The organism is Pseudomonas cerasi, from assembly GCF_900074915.1.
GTDB lineage: Bacteria > Pseudomonadota > Gammaproteobacteria > Pseudomonadales > Pseudomonadaceae > Aquipseudomonas > Aquipseudomonas cerasi.
Window position 1 is genome coordinate 4,935,040 of sequence record NZ_LT222319.1, and the last position, 22,335, is coordinate 4,957,374.

Below are 22,335 nucleotides of genomic sequence, written 5' to 3' on the forward strand. Positions count from 1 at the left end.
CCCGATGTGAACTGGCTGGAAACGGACGTTGATTAGAGCACTTGTACCCCGTCGGGCGCGGTATTATGCCTGCTTTGTCCGCAGGCATGAAAAGGCGCTCTGTCGGAAGTTCGGATTGAGGTAAGTACATGTCACCGTGGCTGACAGTCGTGGGAATCGGAGAAGACGGTTACAAAGGGCTCGGCAAGAACGCCAGACACGCTCTGCTGCAAGCTGATCAGGTGTTCGGCGGCCCGCGTCAGCTGGCGTTACTGCCGCCGTGCATTCGCGCCGAACGACGTGCGTGGCCGAGTCCTTTCTCGTTGAACCCGGTGCTCGAGCAGCGGGGTGCCGAGATCTGCGTGCTGGCCAGTGGCGACCCGATGATATTCGGCGTCGGCGCCAGTCTTGCACGCGTGGTCAGCATTGACGAAATGCGCATTCTGCCCGCGCCCTCCTCTTACTCTCTGGCCGCCGCCCGCCTCGGCTGGCCGCTGCAGGACGTCGTCACCCTGTCGGTGGTTGCCCGGCCGGCGGCCGCGCTGAACGCACACGTCCACCATGGCATGCGTCTGCTGGTGTTGAGTAACGACGGCAGCAGCCCCGCCCTGATTGCCGGTTTGTTGCGCGAACGCGGCTTTGGTCCAAGCCGCATGACCGTCCTGGAGCATCTGGGTGGCGAAGCCGAGCGGCGCGTCGAAGGACTGGCCAGCGAGTGGGGCAACCCCGAGATCGCCGCGCTGAACCTGGTTGCCATCGACTGTCGTGCCGACGCCAGCGCCATCCGTCTGAGCCCCATTTCAGGTTTGCCGGACAGCGCGTTCGAACATGACGGCCAGCTTACCAAGCGCGACGTGCGCGCCATCACCCTCGCCCGCCTTGCACCGCTGCCGGGCGAACTGTTGTGGGATGTCGGCGCGGGTTGCGGCTCCATCGGCATCGAATGGATGCGCGCGCACCCGACCTGCAGGGCGATGGCTATCGAAGCCGATGAAGGCCGCCAGCAACTGATCGAATTCAACCGCGACGCACTCGGCGTGCCCGGCCTGCAATTGGTGCGGGGCAGCGCGCCCCAGGCCCTAAGCGGTCTGGAACGCCCGGATGCGATCTTCATCGGCGGTGGCGTGACGCGTGTCGGCGTGCTGGAAACCTGCTGGGAACAACTGCGTCCGGGCGGCCGACTGGTCGCCAATGCGGTCACCCTGCAAAGCGAAACGGCCTTGATGGCCTGGCGCGAACGGCATGGCGGCGAGCTGACCCGTATCCACGTCGCCCATGCACAACCCCTTGGCGAATTCGACACGTGGCGTCAGGCGTTGCCTATCACCCTGCTGGACGTAGTCAAACCCTGATGCGCGAAGAAACCGCCGAACAGCCTGCGCCACTGCGCAGTGGCCTGACCACTGGCAGCTGTGCGACCGCAACCAGCCTCGCAGCGGCGCGGCTGTTGCTCTACGGGCAGATCAGCGATGCGGTGGACATCGTTCTGCCCAAGGGTAAACAGGTACAGATGCGCCTGGAATTCTGCCGGCTTGTGGATGACTTCGCGGAAGCTGCAACGCTCAAGGATGCAGGCGACGATCCAGATGTCACCCACGGCGCCCTGGTATTTGCCCGCGTCAGGTTACAGGCGGCAGCAGGCGTGCGCTTCGTGGCGGGTGCAGGTGTCGGCACCGTGACCCGCCCCGGGCTGGTGCTGGCAGTCGGTGAGCCGGCCATCAACCCGGTGCCCCGGCGCATGATGACCGAGCATCTGCTTCGGCTGGCCGAAGAACAAGGCTACAGCGGCGGATTCGAAGTCACGATCGGCGTCGAGGGCGGCGAGGCGCTGGCGCTCAAGACCATGAACCCGCGCTTGGGCATTCTCGGCGGACTGTCGATTCTCGGCACCAGCGGGATTGTCCGGCCGTTCTCCTGCGCGGCCTATATCGCCTCGATCCATCAGGGCATCGACGTCGCCACCACCAACGGCTATCGGCATATCGCCGCCTGCACCGGCAATGCCAGCGAAGACACCATGCGCCGCGTCTATAAAATCCCCGATATCGCCCTGATCGAGATGGGCGACTTTGTCGGTGCGGTGCTCAAGCACTTGCGCAAGGTGCCTGTGGATAAGTTGAGCGTGTGCGGAGGCTTCGGCAAGATCAGCAAGCTGGCCGCCGGCCATATGGACCTGCACAGCCGCCATTCCAGCATCGACCTGCCGCAACTGGCGCACTGGGCTGCGCAGGTCGGCGCGGATGCAGGCCTGCAACAACGGATCCTTGAAGCCAACACCAGTCAGCAAGCGCTGGCGATGAGCGCTGCGGCAGGTGTGCCACTGGGTGACGAAGTGTGTCGCCACGCGCTGAGTTTCGCGCGCAGCATCGTGCCTGCGAGCGTTCAGGTGGAGGTTTTCGCCATTGACCGTCAGGGCGGACTGGTGGGTCAGGCTGGCGTTGATTTACAGAGAGAAGCGACATGAAACGCATCCTGCTGCTGGGCGGCATTACCGAGGCCTTGGCGATTGCGCGGAAGCTCGGGCCTGAGCACATCTACAGTCTCGCGGGCGTGGGCCGGGTGCCGTCTGACCTGGCCTGCCAATTGAAGGTCGGCGGTTATGGCGGCGCCGAGGGGATGGCGCAGTACATGGGCGAACAGGGCGTCGACTTGCTGCTGGACGCCACCCACCCGTACGCCGCACAGATCAGCCACAACGCGGCGCGAGCGGCCAGGCTGGCCGGCATTCCCTGCTGGGCCTTGCGCCGCACCGCGTGGCAGGCAGGTCCAGAGGACGACTGGCGCGAAGTGGCTGACTGGTCAGAACTGGCCACTGCCCTGCTCCCGTTCAAGCGCCCGTTGTTCACGCTGGGTCGCGAGCCCTTGCAGCACCTGAACGAAATCCCGCCACACCAGTTCTGGACACTCCGGGCACTGGACGACTACCCCGGCAACCAACGCTGCGAAGTGATCGGCGCACGTGGCCCGTTCATGCTGGAAGACGAGCGCCAGTTGTTCGAACAACGCCGCATCGACGTACTGATCAGCAAAAACAGCGGCAGCAGTTCCACCGAACCCAAGCTCGACATCGCCCGCGAACGCGGCCTGCCCGTCCTGATCCTCAAACGCCCGCAGTTGCCTGACGCTGATAGGCTGTTCTGGGGTGTGGATGCAGTGCTGGAGGCGTTGGGTCTGGATTGATGAGCCGTCTTTAGTCCTCACTGAATGGAGCCGTGGGAGTGAGCTTGCTCACGAAGAGGCCGGTGCAGCCGCTGGAAATCTGTGATCCGTTAATACGCCTTCGCGAGCAAGCTCGCTCCCACAGGATAAGTGATGCTGCAGAACACATCTCGGTCCCGTGGGAGTGAGCTTGCTCAAGAAGAGGCCGGTGCAGCCGCTGGAAATCTGTGATCCGTTACTACGCCTTCGTGAGCAAGCTCGCTCCCACAGGATCAGCGATGCTGCAGAACACACCTCGGCCCCGTGGGAGTGAGCTTGCTCACGAAGAGGCCGGTGCAGCCGCTGAAAATCTGCTGATCCGTTAATACGCCTTCGCGAGCAAGCTCGCTCCCACAGGATCAGCGATGCTGCAGAACACACCTCGGCCCCGTGGGAGTGAGCTTGCTCACGAAGAGGTCGGGGCAGCCACTGGAAATCTGTGATCCGTTAATACGCCTTCGCGAGCAAGCTCGCTCCCACAGGATCAGCGATGCTGCAGAACACACCTCGGACCCGTGGGAGTGAGCTTGCTCACGAAGAGGTCGGTGCAGCCGCTGAAAATCTGTTGATCTGTTAACAGGCCTTCGCGAGCAAGCTCGCTCCCACAGGATCAGTGATGCTGCAGAACACACCCCGGACCCGTGGAGTGAGCTTGCTCACGAAGAGGTCGGGGCAGCCGCTGGAAATCTGTGATCCGTTAATACGCCTTCGCGAGCAAGCTCGCTCCCACAGGATCAGCGATGCTGCAGAACACACCTCGGACCCGTGGGAGTGAGCTTGCTCACGAAGAGGCCGGTTTTTCACAACCAGATTGCGTCCCATAGGGGATAATCGCGCACGCTTTTGACTAGGTTGGCTCGAACCGGATTGGCCACAATATAACGGGCAAAACCCAAAAGGCTTTCTTCAGTGCGGATGCTGACGTCGTGGAATCCGCTTTGCCAAAAAGGTCCACTGCAGCCTCTGGCTCTGTTTATGGCGATCGCGCTTTTCGATTTCACGCGCTGCACAACTCTGGATAATGAATGACTATTCAACTGCAGCAGCCAGTGAATATGGTCGGGCATTACCACCCAGGCTAATGAATCAGCCAGTTGCTGCTCCTGAACGTGTCGAAGTTCATCAACCAGCAGACGGCCCATGCGCCAATCGGAAAAGACAGGATTTCTCTGGAATGTTTTTGCGGTGACCAAATACATTTGGCCTGCACTGGAGCATCGCCCCAAACGCAAACGATGTGACTGTGCCCTTTCATACATCCCGACCCCCTTATGACTGCATGCCGGGGAACGACTTTACGAAACGGGCTCACTCAGCGGTGCTCAAAGGTTTACCCAGGTGTTTCGGATTTCCATTTGAGCTACCTTTCACCCCTTCATTGAATCCTGCGGAGCCCCCCCATGCTCAAAAAAGCACTGCTGCTGGCCGCACTGCTGCTGCCAGCCAGCCTCGTCCACGTCCATGAGTACAAGGCAGGGCTGTTGCTGATTGGCCATCCGTGGTCAATGGAGCTACCGCCCAACGCACCGACGGTGGCAGCGTATTTCACTATCGAGAACAAGGGTGACAGCGCCGACCGTTTGATTAGCGTCGACACACCCATCGCCGGGCAGGCGCAGTTGCATGAGCATGTACATGTCGACGGGCTGATGAAGATGCAGCACGTTCAGGCGGTCGACATACCGGCTGGCGCGAAGGTGGCTTTCGCCCCCATGGCCTGGCACGTGATGCTGCTGGACATCAAGGACCGCTCGAAGCTGGTGGTCGGCCAACGCTTCCCGATGACCCTGCATTTTGAAAAGGCGGGGGATGTCGAGGTGCAGGTCGTGGTACAAAAACAGGCTTCAGAACACCAGCACTGAGTAACTCTCAACGAGCAGGGCCGGGAGCTGAATGCCTTCATCGATCCTATCGCGGTGGTATCCCTGACACCCAGGACCGATGCTGGTTGTCCGGGCGCTTGATCGAATAGTGCTTTCGCGCTTTGCCAAAACAGCGACAACAGCTTAGATTGCTCTCTGCGGGGCCTGAAACCATTGAGTGGCGTTGTGATGAATTCCTCCTCATACCCGGTTTCAGGCCCCGTCCTTACCTCAATCTCGCGCGTTTCCGAGACTTCCTACCTATCAGAGAGCCGATGCTGCAGTCCTCTGACTGCGCTGGCCGATACCCGCGTGCCTTTAACCCTGACTATATGAAATGAACCGCCCGGCCAACGCCTCGAGCGGATCATCCATCATGCAGACGAATCGGCACCATGAACTTACCGCTCACCGCATCAACCCAGGCTCTAAACGCCTCGCTTGCCAGCGATACCTATCCACCCGACTTCAGCAAGACGACCCAAGAACTGGCCCGTACCCTGCTGCATCCCCTCAAACCCGAGCTGGATGTCGAGACGACCTGGCTGACTTACCGTGACAGCGAGGTCGGATTCGACCACGGGAGCAACATACATAGGGTTCCGCTGATCCCAGGCCTGATCGAATACTTCACCGGCCATTTGCAATGGATCGACAATGATGTAGTCGCTCTCCACCCGCCTCTCGACACGCCTTCTCCAACGCCTGACACACAGCAGCCTGACGTCAAGCCACCTGCCATTCAGCCGCTGGGGCGGGCAGCGACTGTAACGTTCTTCACCCAGGTCAGCGAGCAACTTGAGCAGTGCTACACACGAAATCTTGCAGACTACTGGAGCACTGCGACGCTTGATGGCGAAACCCGGAGCAGCCAGTTTGTCGCAGAGCAGATCGAGTGCCTGACATCCGAATGTGCGGTGCTGATCGCCCTGGGAAAGATGACGACCGGGCACTACAGCCTGCTTTCGGCCGCCCTTGGGCCCTGTGCCACAGATGCGACCGCGGGTCTCGCAGACTTGCAGCCGCACAGTGTTTACAGCCTGTCGGCACAAGACGGCGACGGCCCCTCGCTGTCGCTTTACGGTGCGTTTACCATTGCCCGGCGTCTTCGTGATGCGCCGGTCCAGCCAGACCTGGAAGAGCTGGAAGATGTACTTCTGTTTACGCCGCATGACGGGCTGGAAGCATTTGCCTCATTACAACAGTTGAACCACGCGCTTGTTCAGCGAGTGACTGAACCCGAGTACCGAGGACGTTTGGGCGACAGCGTCACCGCCGGGGAGGCAAGCCCCACCAAACCCACCCCCGTCTTGCAATGGCAATACACCCTGATGGACGGCAATTTTCTCAGCCTGCTGCTTGCCCGGCAGGTTGTCGCGCAGCAGTCGGTCTTCGCTCAGGCTGTACAGCTGGCCCGCGCTCAGAAGATGGACGCGGTCTGTTTCGAGCAAACGATAGCGAGTTTGCTGAAACCCAGGATTTACTTCGACAACCACTGGCGACTCGACGGATTCGACAGCGATCTGGTGCAAAGCCGAATGCCCGATTGGTGGAAAACCATGACGCTGACGCAGCGTCAGGCATGGCATCGCCAGGCAAAGCGGTTTGGCGAATTGGTGGTGAACATGCGCAAAGCCAGCAAGGAGCACTTCGGCCAGGCGGAAAATGACAGCCGCACCTAACAGAGCTGATTGCCACGCTGGAAGATCCCCAATACCTCAGTAATTACCTTGACCTGCACCTGAAAACCTCGGCGTATGCACAGCAGCTCAAGCGGTCAGAAAAAGCCATGTTGCGAGCTCAGATGAAGATGGCGCTGCTGGAGATCGAACAACAGGCTTTTGCACCCACCGGCCGCGAGTGGATCAAGGCTGTGCTGGATTCGCCAGGACTCCAAGGACGTCGAACCATCAACAAGCAAGCCATTGAAGTCCGTTTTTTCAGCGTCAACCAACTCAAGATGACCAACGTGATGCTGATTGCTCCAGCCGGAAAATTCGAGAAGGGGCCACTGGTGCTGTGCACGCTGGATGCTGCCGACGGTGTCGTTTTCCGCTGGTTCAACAGCATGTATCACCTGACCACCAGCTTTCTGGAAGAGGCACCCTTCCAGCAGTATCTGATTCAGCAAATACCGGTTTCCAGGCGTCTTGAGACGCTGCATGCCATGCAGTACGAAAAGGAAGCGAAGCATTGGCGTCCACCCGAAGTATTTACCCAACTGACGCTGCTACCGATCCCGTCAAGGCTGCTGCACCCCGTCGTGTTTGTCAGCCAGAGCAAAGACATTTACGAGGAAAATCACGAGACCAAGATCAACCTTCTGATCAACGAAGCCAAACGGCAGATGAGTCTGACCACCGGTACAGGGCAATCGGGTCTGGGCTTCGATCTGATCGCGAGCATTGCGATTCTGTTTCTGCCTGGCGCGATCATGATGCCTGTCGCGCTGGGCGCTGGCCTTTACAAAACCTGGAGCGCTTTTTCGAAAATCGATGAAAACGACCTGGAAGGCGCCGCCGAGGAGTTTCTGAGCGCCCTCAGCTATCTTGCCATTGCCTTGGTCGGGCACTTGGCGCTGGCCTTGAAGCCGGCAGGAAGCGCCGCAAAAATGGTGAGACGTCCGCACCTCGTACGCAGAGTCGGTCGTGATGGTCAGGCGCAGATCGGCTACCTCCTTTCGCACTCAAAGGCGCCGCGTTTCGCAGGCTCGAAATTGATCACTGCCATGGACCCCAAAAGCTTCGTCGCCATTGAGGTAGAGGGCCAGACCTGCTTCATAAGCCGGCGGGCTAACGTGTTCGGCCACTCGCGCCTTTATCGGGTAAACCCGATGGATGCCACACAACTGGTGCACGGGCAGGAGTTTGCTCTTCGCAGCACGACCGGCGTCTGGAAAATCGCGGGCAAACAGATACCGCGCATGAGTCAATCGGCAATCCGCAGTGCCGAGGCGCGGCTGACCAGCCTGACAACTCTCTGGCCGGCGTCTCTGGAGGAAGCAAGTAGCATCGAACGCCTGAAGTTCGAGACCGACTACCTGACGCTGGCCCATACATCCAACGCAGAAAAATTTTCCGAAATAACCACCTACGTGGAAGGCGGTTCAACGGAGATCAACCCGCTGCTGCGAAGCGGCGTGCGCAATGCCACCACGCGCAGGTTTCTGCGTCAGTTCCATAAGCTCAAGGCATGGGAAGGCACTGCATTTCGCGCCACCTATGTGTCCAGCAACGGGGTGGCATGCCTTGAGCGCGAAGTGGGTGCAGTGTTTACCGACAATGGCGTGCAGTCTGCATCGATGTCGCGAGCCAACGCCTCCAGATGGAGCCAGGACGGGTTCGTGAATCGCAACGCCAATGCCGAAAACCACCCGGTATTCTTCATCTTTGCACCGGCTGTTCCCAAGAAGAACATGTTCACCGGCTTTCTTGGTGATCACGTGGCCATTGCGCCGGGGACATACGTGCAACTGGGTGCGACCAAGCGGGTCAACGGACAGCTGTTTGCCTGGTTCGATGCGCCCGAACAACTGGTTGATCAGACCTACGATCTCTATACCGGGGAACAGGAACTCTGGGTCTGAAACCCGCACGCGGCTGATCCGGGAAGCCGGTCGTTACTGGCCGGCGCTCCTGCAAAGCAGCCTTGCACCATTGCAGAGCCCGGAGCGCACGCGGGACAAAGCCTGGCCCCACCTTGGTGCACACCTTCCACGAGCCGCGACACATTCGTTCCATTTTGCGACGTTTCTGCATTGGCCCAGACCTTGCTAAAGCCTGAAAGAGCAAAAAATGCACCCCCGCCAAACCTCAAAACAATGTACTAAGGGAGCCAGTCAATGAAGCGTCGCAGCCTGATCAAAGCCTTTACCCTGTCCGCATCCATCGCCGCCATGGGGCTGACCTGGACCGTTCAGGCTGCCGAGACCATCAAGGTCGGCATTCTGCATTCGTTGTCCGGCACCATGGCCATCTCCGAGACATCGCTCAAGGACATGGCCTTGATGACCATCGACGAGATCAACGCCAAAGGCGGCGTCAACGGCAAGATGCTGGAGCCGGTCGTCGTCGACCCGGCGTCCAACTGGCCGCTGTTCGCGGAAAAAGGCCGTCAGTTGCTGACCCAGGATAAAGTAGCCGTGGTATTCGGCTGCTGGACATCGGTGTCGCGCAAATCGGTGCTGCCGGTCTTCGAAGAACTCAACGGGCTGCTGTTCTACCCGGTGCAGTACGAAGGCGAAGAGATGTCGCCCAATGTTTTCTACACCGGTGCTGCGCCTAACCAGCAGGCCATCCCTGCCGTCGAATATGTCATGAGTGAAGATGGCGGCTCGGCCAAGCGCTTCTTCCTGCTCGGCACCGACTACGTCTACCCGCGCACCACCAACAAGATTCTGCGCGCCTTCCTGCATTCCAAAGGGGTGAAAGATACCGATATCGAAGAGGTCTACACCCCGTTCGGTCACTCCGATTATCAAACCATCGTGGCCAACATCAAGAAGTTCTCCGCCGGTGGCAAGACGGCCGTTATCTCCACCGTCAACGGCGACTCCAACGTGCCGTTTTACAAGGAACTGGCCAACCAGGGCCTGAACGCTACCGACGTGCCGGTTGTGGCCTTCTCGGTAGGCGAAGAAGAACTGCGCGGCATCGACACCAAGCCACTGGTAGGCCATCTGGCCGCCTGGAACTACTTCCAGTCGGTGGAAAACCCGGTCAACAAGAAGTTCGTGGCTGACTGGAAGGCCTACGCCAAAAAGAAAAACCTGCCAGGCGCTGACAAGGCCGTGACCAACGACCCGATGGAAGCCACGTATGTCGGCATTCACATGTGGGCGCAGGCGGTCGAGAAAGCCAAATCCACCGACGTGGACAAGGTCCGTGAAGCCATGGCCGGACAAACGTTCGCCGCGCCGTCGGGCTTTACCCTGACCATGGACAAGACCAACCATCACTTGCACAAGCCAGTGATGATCGGCGAAATCCAGGACGACGGTCAGTTCAACGTTGTGTGGCAGACCAAAGAGCCGATCCGCGCCCAGCCTTGGAGCCCGTACATCCCTGGTAACGACAAGAAGCCGGACGCCCCGGCGAAGAGCAACTGACCCCCTATCAACACAGCCTGATCGTTCCCACGCTCCAGCGTGGGAACGCAGTTCTGGACGCTCCGCGTCCGATCCTGAGCGCGCGACTCGGTGCATGGTTGACGCAGAGCGTCACGAAAAGCATTCCCACGCAGAGCGTGAGGAACGAGCAGCGTCAGGGCGAACAGCCACGAATGTCTAGTGGAACGCCATAACAGACCAAGGCCATATTGATATGCCTTCTTATTTCTACCGTTTGATCCTCGCCATCAGCCTGCTGCTGCCTTTGGCTGCCCAGGCCGGTGATGCCAGTGACTTTGTCGCAGCCAGTTCTTCGCAACAGGCAGAGCTGCTGGAGGCCTGGGCCGCCAAGCCTGTGCCGGAACGCGTCGAGCTGCTTGAAGCCTTGCGCGATGGCCGTGTAGGTGCTGACAGCAGCAAGCGCGCCTGGATCGAAAACAACGATCAATACGTGGCCGTCGATGCACAGGCTCCTGCCGCCGCCGATGCTCCAACGCCTGACGAACCGCGTAAATTGCGCTTGAACAACCGGCTGCGTGGCCTGGTTGAAACGGCGCTGGCCAGCCATCAGTTGCTGGCAGCCGACACACAACTGCGCATGGCCGCGGCCCTGCAATTGCAAAAAAGCGCGCGCCCTGCACAACTCGAGTTGCTGACCGAACGCGTGGCCAGCGAATCCGACTCAAGCGTCAAAAGCGCGCTGACCCTGGCGCTGGCCAACCTGCAAATGGTCGATTCCAGCCCGACAGTACGTCTGGCTGCCGTGCGGCGGCTGGGCGAAACCGGTGATCCGCTGGCGCGTACCCGTCTTGAATCATTGCTGGCACCCGGCGTGGAAACCGACGCTTCGGTACGCGTGGCGGCTGAAACCAGCCTGGCGCAGGTCAAGCGCAAGCTGATGATCGGTGAAATCCTCGGTCAGGCGTTCAGCGGCATGTCGCTGGGCTCGATCCTGTTGCTGGCGGCGCTGGGTCTGGCGATCACCTTCGGCCTGCTGGGTGTGATCAACATGGCCCATGGCGAGATGCTGATGCTGGGAGCCTACTCCACCTACGTTGTGCAACTGATGCTGCAGCGCTATGCACCGGGGGCCATCGAGTACTACCCGCTGATCGCGCTGCCAGTGGCGTTCTTTGTCACCGCCGCGATCGGCATGGCTCTGGAACGTACGGTCATTCGTCACCTGTATGGCCGCCCGCTGGAAACGCTGCTTGCAACTTGGGGCATCAGTCTGATGCTGATTCAGGCCGTGCGTCTTGCCTTCGGCGCGCAGAACGTTGAAGTCGCCAACCCGCAATGGCTGTCGGGTGGCATCCAGGTGCTGCCTAATCTGGTGCTGCCTTACAACCGCATCGTGATCATCGCCTTCGCGCTGTTCGTGGTGGTACTGACCTGGCTGCTGCTGAACAAGACCCGCCTGGGCCTGAACGTGCGCGCCGTCACCCAAAACCGCAACATGGCCGCCTGCTGTGGCGTACCGACCGGGCGCATCGACATGATGGCCTTCGGTCTGGGCTCAGGTATCGCTGGTCTGGGGGGTGTTGCCCTGAGCCAGATCGGCAACGTGGGTCCTGATCTTGGGCAAAGCTACATCATCGATTCGTTCCTGGTGGTCGTGCTCGGTGGCGTCGGGCAACTGGCCGGCAGCGTGATGGCGGCCTTCGGGCTGGGCATCGCCAACAAGATTCTAGAACCGCAAATCGGCGCTGTATTGGGCAAGATCCTGATTCTGGCGCTGATCATTCTGTTTATCCAGAAACGTCCGCAAGGCCTCTTCGCACTGAAAGGACGGGTGATCGACTGATGAGCCAGCCATTGATAGTAACTGCCGCGCAAAAAGTCGGGCCAAGAGGCACGCTGACTGCAGGTTGCGTAATACTGGCGGTGCTGCTGGCACTGCCGCTGCTGTCGTTGCTGCCTGCCGATAACGGCTTTCAGGTCTCGGCCTACACCCTGACCCTGGTGGGCAAGATCCTCTGCTACGCCATTGTCGCGCTGGCGCTGGATCTGGTCTGGGGCTATGCCGGGCTATTGTCGCTGGGCCACGGCCTGTTCTTCGCGCTGGGCGGTTATGCCATGGGCATGTACCTGATGCGCGAGGCCGCAGGCGACGGTTTGCCTGCGTTCATGACCTTCCTGTCGTGGACCGAGCTGCCGTGGTACTGGGCAGGTACCGACCATTTCCTCTGGGCGATGTGCCTGGTGGTATTGGCACCGGGACTGCTGGCGCTGGTATTCGGCTTCTTCGCCTTCCGCTCGCGGATCAAGGGCGTGTACTTTTCGATCATGACCCAGGCGCTGACCTTCGCCGGCATGCTGCTGTTCTTTCGCAACGAGACCGGCTTTGGCGGCAACAACGGCTTCACCAACTTCCGCAGCATTCTGGGCTTCAGCATCAGTTCACAAGGGACCAGAGCCGCGCTGTTTCTGGCCACGGTCGCATTGCTGGTGGCCAGTCTGTACATCGGCTGGTGCCTGGCGCAGAGCAAGTTCGGCCGCGTGCTGACGGCACTGCGCGATGCGGAAAACCGCCTGATGTTCTGCGGTTACGATCCGCGCGGCTTCAAACTGTTCGTCTGGGTCCTGAGCGCTGTGCTGTGCGGTCTGGCTGGGGCCTTGTATGTGCCGCAGGTCGGCATTATCAACCCCAGCGAAATGTCGCCGACCAACTCCATTGAAGCCGCTGTCTGGGTTGCCCTGGGTGGCCGCGGCACGCTGATCGGCCCGCTGCTGGGCGCAGGTCTGGTGAACGGCATGAAGAGCTGGTTCACCATGGCCTTCCCGGAATACTGGCTGTTCTTTCTTGGCGCGCTGTTCATCATCGTCACGCTGTATCTGCCCAAGGGCGTGATCGGCATGCTGAAGAAAAGGAGCGAGCAATGAAAACCACTCCGACCCCGTCTTTCATGCTTGAACCGATCCTGGCGCCAAACTCCGATGCCGGCACCAGCCGCGACGCAGTGGGGCTCGGCAAAAGCGCCGGCAAAGGCCTCAACACTCGCCACGGTACGATCCTGACGCTGGAAGACATCAGCGTCAGCTTCGACGGCTTCAAGGCCCTGAACGATCTGAATCTGTACATCGGCGTAGGCGAACTGCGCTGCATCATCGGCCCCAACGGCGCGGGCAAGACCACGCTGATGGACGTCATCACCGGCAAGACCCGGCCCAGCCACGGCAAGGCCTGGTTCGGTGAAACGCTGGACCTGACGCAGATGACCGAAGTGCAGATTGCCCAGGCTGGCATCGGCCGCAAGTTCCAGAAACCCACAGTATTCGAGGCCTTGAGCGTGTTCGAAAACCTCGAACTGGCGCAGAAGACCGACAAATCGGTGTGGGCCAGTTTGCGTGCGCGGTTGAGCGGCGAACAACAGGACCGGATCGGTGAGGTGCTGGAAACGATCCGCCTGACCAGCTCGATGCAGCGCCCTGCAGGCTTGCTGTCCCACGGCCAGAAGCAGTTTCTGGAGATTGGCATGCTGCTGGTGCAGGACCCGCAATTACTCATGCTCGACGAGCCGGTGGCGGGCATGACCGATGCCGAAACCGAATTTACCGCCGAGCTGTTCAAGAGCCTCGCCGGCAAGCACTCGCTGATGGTGGTTGAGCACGACATGGGTTTCGTCGGCTCGATTGCCGACCATGTCACCGTGCTGCACCAGGGCAGCGTACTGGCTGAAGGCTCGCTGAACGACGTACAGGCCGATGAACGCGTGATCGAAGTGTATTTGGGACGCTGACGCAACGAACTGATCGTTCCGGCGCGCTGCGCGGGAATACCTGTCCAGACGCCCCGCGTCGCAACACTGCGATTACGCTGCAATAGACGAGAACACCCACCATGCTCCAGGTCGAAAAGCTTCATCAGTATTACGGCGGCAGCCACATTCTTCGCGGTCTGTCGTTCGATGTGAAGGTCGGTGAAGTCACCTGCCTGCTGGGCCGCAACGGCGTGGGCAAGACCACGTTTTTACGCGTGCTGATGGGCCTGCTGCCATCCAAGGAAGGTTCGGTGCAGTGGGAAGGCAAGACCATCACCCAGTTCAAGACGCATCAACGGGTACATGCCGGGATCGCTTACGTGCCGCAGGGCCGGGAAATATTCGGCCGGCTGACGGTCGAGGAAAATCTGCTAATGGGCCTGTCCCGTTTTCCGGGCTCCGAGGCCAAGGAAGTGCCGGCCTTCATCTACGAGTTGTTCCCGGTGCTGCTGCAAATGAAGCACCGCCGCGGCGGCGATCTGTCCGGTGGTCAGCAGCAGCAACTGGCCATAGGCCGGGCATTGGCGAGCCGTCCACGCCTGCTGATTCTCGACGAGCCCACCGAAGGTATTCAGCCCTCGGTGATCAAGGAAATCGGCGCCGTCATCAAAAAGCTCGCCGAGCGTGGCGACATGGCGATTCTGCTGGTCGAGCAGTTCTACGACTTCGCCGCGGAGCTGGCCGATCAGTACCTGGTGATGTCGCGGGGCGAGATCGTCCAGCAGGGCCGTGGCGAGAACATGGAGACCGACGGCGTTCGTGGTCTGGTCACTATTTGATGCGCCAATCCGTTATCGTGCAGCATTCGACAAGCCAATGAAGACACCATGAACCTGCCTGCCAACACCGCCCTCTTCACCCCCAGCTGGCACGCCGAGCTGGAATTGGGTTACGGCCGTTTCGATGACAGCACACGCCCGACGCAGCGGCGCCACAAAGGACCGCTGCGGGTGCAAAAGCATCTGTACGCTGAAGGCCCGGAGGTGTGCCAGCACATCATCGTTCATCCACCAGGCGGTATCGCCGGGGGTGACCGGCTGGATATCTCGGCCACCGTGGGGGCCAATGCCTGGGCACAGTTGACCAGCCCCGGCGCGGCCAAATGGTATCGCGCCGCCAGCCCGGCCTTTCAGCAACTGGAACTGCACGTCCAGCCTGGTGCGACGCTGGAATGGCTGCCGCAGGAAACCATCGTCTTCAGCAATGCCCAGGCAGAGCTGAGCACTCGGATAGAGCTGCACGGTGATGCGAAGCTGTGTTACTGGGATGTAGTGGCGCTGGGCCGCCCGGCCAGTGGCGAGCGGTTCGAGCACGGGCATTTTCAGTCGCATCTGGATATACGTCGCGACGGCACATTGCTCTGGCATGAGCGACAACGCATTATCGGTGGCGACGGGCTGCTGGACTCGCCCATCGGCCTGGACGGCAGAACGGTGTTCGCCACCCTGCTGATGACCGGCGAAGTAAGCAGCGAGCTGCTCGAGGCCTGCCGTTCGCTGTCGATGCCCAACCCGGTACGCGGCGACCTGACTCAATTGCCCGGTCTGCTGGTCGCTCGCTGTCTGGCAGACGAAGCATTGCACGCGCGGGCCTGGCTGATACAAATCTGGAAATACCTGCGCCCTGCCCTGCTGGGACGCGAGGCGGTAACGCCAAGAATCTGGAACACCTGATTGATGACTGGACGCTCTGCATTCCAGGCTACACCCTCGGCGCTGATGCACTCAGCGTGGTACATAAGTCCTGAAAAGCCCGAAAATCGGGGCTTTTAGCGCTTCTGCCCGCAGGGCGTGGGAGCGAACTTGTTCGCGAAGACAATGTTTTAGGCGCTGCCTTTTCGGCGACTACACCGGCCCCTTCGCGAACAAGTTCGCTCCCACGGCCTTCGGCCAGAACCCAAAACAGACTTATACATAACAATGAGGGCTCAAGCCTGGGAACGATCAACCACCGAATTTGAACAAACGGAAACCCCATGGACCTGACACCACGCGAAAAAGACAAGCTGCTGATCTTCACCGCCGGACTGGTCGCCGAACGGCGTCTGGCACGCGGTGTGAAGCTCAATTACCCGGAAGCCATGGCCTACATCTCTGCGGCACTGCTCGAAGGTGCGCGTGACGGACAGACCGTCGCTGAGCTCATGCACTACGGCACGACCTTGCTGAGCCGCGATCAGGTCATGGAAGGTATCGCGGAAATGATCCCGGAGATTCAGGTGGAAGCCACCTTTCCGGACGGCACCAAACTCGTCACCGTGCATCAGCCGATTGCCTGAAGGAGTGATCATGCAGGACGTGATTCGCGATGCCCTGCCGGACGATCTGCCGGGCATTCTGGAGATCTACAACGACGCAGTGCTCAATACCACGGCTATCTGGAACGAGCAGCCGGTTGATCTGGCCAACCGCCAAGCCTGGTACGCCGCTCGCCAGAGTCAGGGTTATCCGATTCTGGTGGCCATCGACACCGCAGGCGAAGTGCTCGGCTATTCGTCGTTTGGCGACTGGCGGCCGTTCGAAGGCTTTCGCCATACGGTCGAGCATTCGGTTTACGTGCGCGCCGACCAGCGTGGCAAACGCTTGGGCCCGCGTCTGATGGCCGCCTTGATCGAGCGCGCCCGCGACTGTGACAAGCACATGATGGTCGCGGCGATCGAAAGTGGTAACGCTGCGTCCATCGCCCTGCATGATCGCCTGGGTTTCAAGACCACCGGACAAATGCCTCAGGTCGGCACCAAATTCGGCCGCTGGCTGGACCTGACCTTCATGCAGCTCGACCTGTCGCCCGGTGCTCAGCCACCGGCTTCGCAAGCCCCCTCCGCCCTTTAGAGAGCACGCCATGAATCCAGCACAGCTGCGCCGCGTCACCGCCGAAAGCTTCGCGCATTACCGCCAGGGTCTGGCGCAATTGTTGTTCGATACGGTTCATGATGGCGCGTCGGTCGGTTTCATGGCCGACCTCGACATGGCGCAGGCCTACGGCTGGTGCGACGGGCTCAGAGCCGATGTCGCCGCTGGCTCTCTGCTGCTGTGGGTGGTGGTCGAGAACGAGAACGTCCTGGCCAGTGCGCAACTGTCGCTGTGCCAGAAGCCCAACGGCCTGAACCGCGCCGAAGTACAGAAACTGATGGTGCTGCCTGCGGCGCGCGGGCGTGGCCTGGGCAGGCAATTGATGGAGGCCGTTGAACAGGCGGCCGTGAAACACAAACGTGGGCTGTTGCACCTGGACACCGAAGCAGGCTCGGCGGCTGAAGCCTTCTACAGCGCGCTGGCCTACCACCGTGTCGGTGAGCTGCCGGATTATTGCGCCACACCGGACGGGCGCCTGCATCCCACCGCCATTTATTTCAAAACCTTGGGGCAACCGACATGATCCCTGGTCAATACCAGATCCAGCCCGGCGACATCGAACTCAACGCCGGACGCCGCACCCTCAGCCTGACCGTCGCCAACAGCGGCGACCGGCCGATTCAGGTGGGCTCGCATTTCCACTTTTTCGAAACCAACGACGCACTGACCTTCGACCGCGCCGCCAGCCGGGGCATGCGCCTGAACATTCCGGCCGGCACCGCGGTGCGCTTCGAGCCGGGCCAGTCCCGCGAAGTCGAGCTGGCGGACCTGGCCGGCTTGCGCAAGGTTTACGGGTTTGCCGGTCGGGTGATGGGCGATCTGGATTGAAGGCTTTTTGAATACCGTTCCTACGCTCCGCGTTCATCGTTACACACAAGTCTGCTTTTGATTCTGGCCGAAGGCCGTAGGAGCGAACTTGTTCGCGAAGAGGCCGGTACAGCCTCCAGAAACAGGGCGTTCGGATTAACGTCTTCGTGAGCAATGCGGATCGCCGCACCGGTCACGCAGGCATCCAATCGAGACGTGTGTATGACGATGGGCACTCGGCACGAGGATCAAAAGCTTTGACGACTAACGACTTGCAGCTCGCCGCTGGTCGCTTTGAAAAACTTACAGTTTGCGGCCTGCAGCTTGCCGCTCTGAATCCGAGGTACGAAAGATGAAGATAAGCCGACAAGCCTACGCAGACATGTTCGGCCCCACCGTCGGCGACAAGGTTCGCCTGGCCGACACCGAGCTGTGGATCGAGGTCGAGAAGGACTTCACCACCTACGGCGAAGAAGTGAAGTTCGGCGGTGGCAAGGTCATTCGTGACGGCATGGGCCAAGGCCAGTTGCTGGCCGCTGACGTAGTCGACACGCTGATCACCAATGCCCTGATCATCGATCACTGGGGCATCGTCAAGGCCGACGTCGGCATCAAGAACGGGCGTATCGCGGCCATTGGCAAGGCGGGCAACCCGGACATCCAGCCGGACGTGACCATCGCGGTCGGCGCCGCCACCGAAGTCATTGCCGGCGAAGGCATGATCCTTACCGCGGGTGGCGTCGACACGCACATCCACTTCATCTGCCCGCAGCAGATCGAAGAGGCGCTGATGAGCGGCGTGACGACCATGATCGGCGGCGGCACCGGCCCGGCCACGGGCACCAATGCCACCACTGTCACGCCCGGCCCGTGGCACATGGCGCGCATGCTCCAGGCCTCGGACTCGTTCCCGATGAACATCGGCTTCACCGGCAAGGGCAACGTCAGCCTGCCCGGCCCGCTGATAGAGCAGGTCAAGGCGGGGGCCATCGGTCTGAAGTTGCACGAGGACTGGGGCACCACACCTGCGGCCATCGACAACTGCCTGAGCGTGGCCGACGAATACGACGTGCAGGTCGCGATCCACACCGACACCCTCAACGAGTCAGGTTTTGTCGAGACCACCCTGGCCGCGTTCAAGAACCGCACGATTCACACCTATCACACCGAAGGTGCCGGTGGCGGTCACGCGCCGGACATCATCAAGGCCTGTGGTTCGCCGAACGTGCTGCCGAGCTCGACCAACCCGACGCGTCCGTTCACCCGCAACACCATCGACGAGCACCTGGACATGCTCATGGTCTGCCATCACCTGGACCCGAGCATCGCCGAAGACGTGGCTTTCGCGGAAAGCCGCATCCGCCGCGAGACCATCGCTGCCGAAGATATCCTTCACGACCTGGGCGCCTTTTCGATGCTCAGTTCCGACAGCCAGGCCATGGGTCGGGTTGGCGAAGTGATCATGCGCACCTGGCAAACCGCCGACAAGATGAAGAAACAGCGTGGCCCACTGCCGCAGGATGGTCCGGGCAACGACAACTTCCGCGCCAAGCGTTACATCGCCAAATACACCATCAACCCGGCGATCACTCATGGCATCAGCCATGAAGTAGGCTCTATCGAAGTTGGCAAGTGGGCCGACCTGGTGCTGTGGCGTCCGGCATTCTTTGGCGTCAAACCGACCCTGATCCTCAAGGGTGGCGCCATCGCCGCCAGCTTGATGGGCGACGCCAACGCTTCGATCCCGACCCCGCAACCGGTTCATTACCGCCCGATGTTCGCCAGCTACGGCAGCTCATTGCACGCCACCAGCCTGACGTTCATCAGCCAGGCAGCGTTCGATGCCGGTGTACCAGAGTCACTGGGCCTGAAGAAGCAGATCGGTGTCGTCAAAGGCTGCCGCACCGTGCAGAAGAAAGACCTGATCCACAATGATTACCTACCGGATATCGAGGTCGATCCGCAGACCTATCAGGTCAAGGCCGACGGGGTGTTGCTGTGGTGCGAGCCCGCGGATGTGCTGCCGATGGCGCAGCGGTACTTTCTGTTTTGAACCCAAAAAAGGGCCTTCCTTTCGGACGGCCCTTTGATGTTACCGACTTGGCCTGGTATTCGGTTACCTCGGGTAGAAATTTCGACCAGGACCGGCTTCGTCTTGCTGGCTTCAAGAGCTTCCTGTTGAAAAGTCGCATCTGTAACCGTAATGACGCTCATGTCATGGCCCTCCGTTCGTATAGTCCCCGGAGGGAACATAGGACGAAGCGAATAGGACGTCTACTGACAGAAATGACAGCAAACGCCCTGTTTGTCGTGTCATGCAAAGGAGGTAATATGCGCCCATTCTTTCGTCACGCATCTCCAAAGGTAACCGGCCATGCGCCTTTCCGAATTCATCGTTATTCATGTGGATCGCATCGTCGATGAATGGGAAGACTTCGCCAGAACCCTGAAACCGGCGGCAGAAACGATGAGCAAAGCCGAGCTGCGGGATCATGCCAGGTCGATCCTGCTCGCCGCTGCGCGGGACATGAATACCGCGCAGAGCAAAAGCGAGGAGATTGCCAAGGCCAGAGGCGAAGAGTTGAACAAGACGCCAAGCCTGGACGAAGCAGCCAGCAGCCATGGCGAGTTGCGTCATGAGGTCGGCTTTGATCTGGTGCAGATGACGTCGGAATTTCGCCATCTGCGCGCCAGCGTCATCCGCCTTTGGGTAGAAAGCCTGGCAGCGCCGCAACTGGCCGATTTTCAGGACGTGATTCGTTTCAACGAAGCCATCGACGAGGCGCTTGCCGAATCCACCGCTGCCTATGCTGAACGGGTCGGCCGCTCACGGGATATATTTCTTGCCATTCTGGGTCACGATCTGCGCGCGCCGCTGCAGGCCGTCAGCATGTCGACGGAATTGCTGGCACGCAAGATAGCGCTGGACGAAAAGACCCAGTCCTATGTTTCGCGTATCCAGACCAGCACCCGCCATATGGGCTCGATGGTCAGCGATCTGCTGGAATTCGTGCGCAGTCGCTTGGGCGCCGGGCTACCGGTTGAACGCAAATACATGGATTTGGCCAGTGCTTGCCGTGAAGCCATCGAGGAAGCCTGCGCCGGGCGACCGGACTCTGTTCCGGTGCTGAACATCGAAGGCAACACCAAGGGGCATTGGGACGCCGGGCGGATCAGCCAGATGTTACAGAACCTGATCGGCAACGCCCTGCAACACGGTGCGGCCAGTCACGAGATAACGGTCAGTGTTACGGGTGCCGAGAAAGCGGTGATATTGGTGGTACACAACGAAGGCAAGCCGATTGCCGAAGACGCTATCGGGACGATCTTCGATCCGCTGGTGCGCAGCACCGAGGAAAACAGCGAAACACGCGGTACATCGACCAGCCTGGGTCTTGGCCTGTTCATCGTCAAGGAAGTGGTCAACGCCCACGGTGGCAGCATCACTGTGACCTCGTCCATTGGTGAGGGCACGACCTTCAATGTGGTGCTGCCGAAAAACTGAGCGAGGCTGATTGCCTGCTGATGCGGGTGGCGCATCAGCCCATTCAGAAAAGACAGAATCGCAAGACCGCTATGCTCAACCCTTCCACTGCGCGCGGGGATCGAACGACGAACTGTCTGCCAGTTTCTGCCAGAGCGCCCGGGTAGCCTCGTCGGTGTGCTTGGGCACGACGACTTTCAACTGCGCGTAAAGATCACCGCGTTCGCCACTCTTGTTCATCAAGCCATTACCCTTGATCCGCAGACGCTGACCGTTCTGACTGTCCGGGCGGATGGTCAGGTTGATCCTGCTGGTCAGCGTCGGCACAGCCACCTTGGTACCCAGCACGGCTTCCCAGGGGGCCAGTGGGACGGTGATGACCAGATCATGGCCCTCGACCTCGAACAGCGGGTGCGGGGCCAGGCGAATAATCAGGTACAGGTCGCCATTGGCACCACCGCCCACGCCCGGCGCGCCCTGCCCCTTCAGGCGAATACGCTCGCCATCGACCACGCCCGCGGGAATCTTCACGTTCAGGGTCTTGGTGATATCGCTCATGCGCTGCCCGTTGGGGCTGTGCTGCGGCACCTTGAAGCTGACCTGCTTGGATTCCCCCGACAGGGTCTCTTCGAGGAATACCGCCAGTTCCATCTCCACGTCCTGCCCGGTACGCCCAGGGTTGCGGGTACGCCCGCCCTGCTGTGGCCGGCCACCGAAAATGGAGCTGAAAAACTCCGAGAAGTCTGCCGTTTCCTCGAACCCGCCTGCCCCGGCGCCGGCACGGCTTTGCCAGCCCGGCGGGGTCTGGAACGGGCGGCCCTGACGACCGTATTTGCGCAGCTCGTCATACTCGGCGCGCTTTTCCGGGCTGCTGAGTACCTCATACGCTTCGGAGGCTTCCTTGAACTTGTCTTCGGCGCCTGCCTCCTTGCTGACGTCCGGGTGATACTTGCGCGCGAGTTTGCGATAGGCGGTCTTGATCGCCTTGTCGTCCGCAGTCGGCTCCACGGCAAGTATCTTGTAGTAGTCTTTGAAATCCATGTAACGATCACCCATCCGAATTATCCGGCAAAGCCAGATACGCTGGCGTCACGCGCCCAGCTCCCTCTGTCACGAGGTATCTGGATTACCTAACGTCGAAAAATATACAGATAGACCAGCTGCCTTTGTCGGCAGGTCGATAGCTCGACAACATAATGTCCGACAACAGGGTCTACCGAGAATCCCTTCAAGATTGGGGGTAACGGGCCTCAGTTCAAGCCTTGGTCGCAAATACAGCCAGGTA

General features: G+C 60.3%; 18 protein-coding genes and 1 pseudogene. 17 read left to right on the forward strand and 2 right to left on the reverse strand.

From position 1 onward, the window contains the following. Positions 1–128: 128 nt before the first annotated feature. Genes PCPL58_RS24345 through PCPL58_RS24355 form a run of 3 tightly spaced genes read left to right on the forward strand, consistent with a single transcriptional unit; the run spans position 129 to position 3,159 of the window. Positions 129–1,331, forward strand: a complete 1,203-nt coding sequence (locus tag PCPL58_RS24345) for a bifunctional cobalt-precorrin-7 (C(5))-methyltransferase/cobalt-precorrin-6B (C(15))-methyltransferase (protein WP_065350641.1) — start codon at positions 129–131, stop codon at positions 1,329–1,331. After that, positions 1,331–2,443 carry a cobalt-precorrin-5B (C(1))-methyltransferase gene (locus PCPL58_RS24350; RefSeq protein ID WP_065350642.1) on the forward strand — a complete coding sequence of 371 codons (1,113 nt, stop codon included), beginning with the start codon at positions 1,331–1,333 and terminating at the stop codon, positions 2,441–2,443. Before PCPL58_RS24345 ends, PCPL58_RS24350 begins: the two co-directional genes overlap by 1 nt. Next, positions 2,440–3,159: a cobalt-precorrin-6A reductase gene (locus PCPL58_RS24355; RefSeq protein ID WP_065350643.1), complete on the forward strand. Its 720-nt coding sequence runs from the start codon at positions 2,440–2,442 to the stop codon at positions 3,157–3,159. The genes PCPL58_RS24350 and PCPL58_RS24355 overlap by 4 nt, the downstream gene beginning before the upstream one ends. A gap of 818 nt (positions 3,160–3,977) precedes the next feature. On the opposite strand, the gene PCPL58_RS30200 is transcribed toward PCPL58_RS24355, so the two are convergent. Continuing rightward, positions 3,978–4,436 (reverse strand): REP-associated tyrosine transposase, encoded by a 459-nt coding sequence (locus PCPL58_RS30200; protein ID WP_003431749.1) that lies wholly within the window; start codon positions 4,434–4,436, stop codon positions 3,978–3,980. Between the two features lie 141 nt (positions 4,437–4,577). Between PCPL58_RS30200 and PCPL58_RS24360 the strand changes: the two genes are divergently transcribed. The 14 genes and pseudogenes from PCPL58_RS24360 to PCPL58_RS24425 all read left to right on the forward strand — a co-directional run bounded on the left by PCPL58_RS24360 (position 4,578) and on the right by PCPL58_RS24425 (position 21,071). Further along, positions 4,578–5,039 carry a copper chaperone PCu(A)C gene (locus PCPL58_RS24360; protein ID WP_065350644.1) on the forward strand — a complete coding sequence of 154 codons (462 nt, stop codon included), beginning with the start codon at positions 4,578–4,580 and terminating at the stop codon, positions 5,037–5,039. 395 nt (positions 5,040–5,434) lie between these two features. Continuing rightward, positions 5,435–8,625: pseudogene (locus PCPL58_RS24365) on the forward strand (dermonecrotic toxin domain-containing protein). 255 nt (positions 8,626–8,880) lie between these two features. After that, a complete protein-coding gene (gene urtA / locus PCPL58_RS24370; RefSeq protein WP_058397068.1) occupies positions 8,881–10,146 on the forward strand; it encodes an urea ABC transporter substrate-binding protein in 1,266 nt (421 codons plus the stop codon). Positions 10,147–10,360: 214 nt separating this feature from the next. After that, the gene (urtB, locus tag PCPL58_RS24375; protein WP_065350645.1) at positions 10,361–11,950 is read left to right on the forward strand and encodes an urea ABC transporter permease subunit UrtB; all 1,590 of its coding nucleotides are present in this window, start codon (positions 10,361–10,363) and stop codon (positions 11,948–11,950) included. Further along, positions 11,950–13,029, forward strand: coding sequence for an urea ABC transporter permease subunit UrtC (urtC, locus tag PCPL58_RS24380; RefSeq protein WP_065350646.1), 1,080 nt, complete (start codon positions 11,950–11,952; stop codon positions 13,027–13,029). The genes urtB and urtC overlap by 1 nt, the downstream gene beginning before the upstream one ends. Then, positions 13,026–13,886 (forward strand): urea ABC transporter ATP-binding protein UrtD, encoded by an 861-nt coding sequence (gene urtD / locus PCPL58_RS24385; protein WP_065350647.1) that lies wholly within the window; start codon positions 13,026–13,028, stop codon positions 13,884–13,886. The genes urtC and urtD overlap by 4 nt, the downstream gene beginning before the upstream one ends. 101 nt (positions 13,887–13,987) lie before the next feature. Further along, a complete protein-coding gene (urtE, locus tag PCPL58_RS24390; protein ID WP_065350648.1) occupies positions 13,988–14,686 on the forward strand; it encodes an urea ABC transporter ATP-binding subunit UrtE in 699 nt (232 codons plus the stop codon). 48 nt (positions 14,687–14,734) lie between these two features. Beyond that, a complete protein-coding gene (locus PCPL58_RS24395) occupies positions 14,735–15,580 on the forward strand; it encodes an urease accessory protein UreD (RefSeq protein WP_003431754.1) in 846 nt (281 codons plus the stop codon). 302 nt (positions 15,581–15,882) lie between these two features. Then, entirely contained in the window at positions 15,883–16,185 is a 303-nt protein-coding gene (gene ureA, locus PCPL58_RS24400; RefSeq protein WP_003317023.1) for an urease subunit gamma, read from the forward strand. Between the two features lie 10 nt (positions 16,186–16,195). Next, positions 16,196–16,738, forward strand: coding sequence for a GNAT family N-acetyltransferase (locus tag PCPL58_RS24405; protein WP_065350649.1), 543 nt, complete (start codon positions 16,196–16,198; stop codon positions 16,736–16,738). A gap of 10 nt (positions 16,739–16,748) precedes the next feature. Beyond that, positions 16,749–17,282 carry a GNAT family N-acetyltransferase gene (locus PCPL58_RS24410; protein ID WP_003431756.1) on the forward strand — a complete coding sequence of 178 codons (534 nt, stop codon included), beginning with the start codon at positions 16,749–16,751 and terminating at the stop codon, positions 17,280–17,282. Further along, entirely contained in the window at positions 17,279–17,587 is a 309-nt protein-coding gene (locus PCPL58_RS24415; RefSeq protein ID WP_065350650.1) for an urease subunit beta, read from the forward strand. Before PCPL58_RS24410 ends, PCPL58_RS24415 begins: the two co-directional genes overlap by 4 nt. A gap of 331 nt (positions 17,588–17,918) precedes the next feature. Continuing rightward, positions 17,919–19,619, forward strand: a complete 1,701-nt coding sequence (gene ureC / locus PCPL58_RS24420; protein WP_003368889.1) for an urease subunit alpha — start codon at positions 17,919–17,921, stop codon at positions 19,617–19,619. Between the two features lie 321 nt (positions 19,620–19,940). Continuing rightward, entirely contained in the window at positions 19,941–21,071 is a 1,131-nt protein-coding gene (locus PCPL58_RS24425; protein ID WP_065350651.1) for a sensor histidine kinase, read from the forward strand. A 75-nt stretch (positions 21,072–21,146) separates the two neighbouring features. Here the strand turns inward: PCPL58_RS24425 and cbpA are convergent, their stop codons facing one another. Next, a complete protein-coding gene (cbpA, locus tag PCPL58_RS24430) occupies positions 21,147–22,091 on the reverse strand; it encodes a curved DNA-binding protein (protein WP_003368891.1) in 945 nt (314 codons plus the stop codon). Positions 22,092–22,335: the final 244 nt, after the last annotated feature.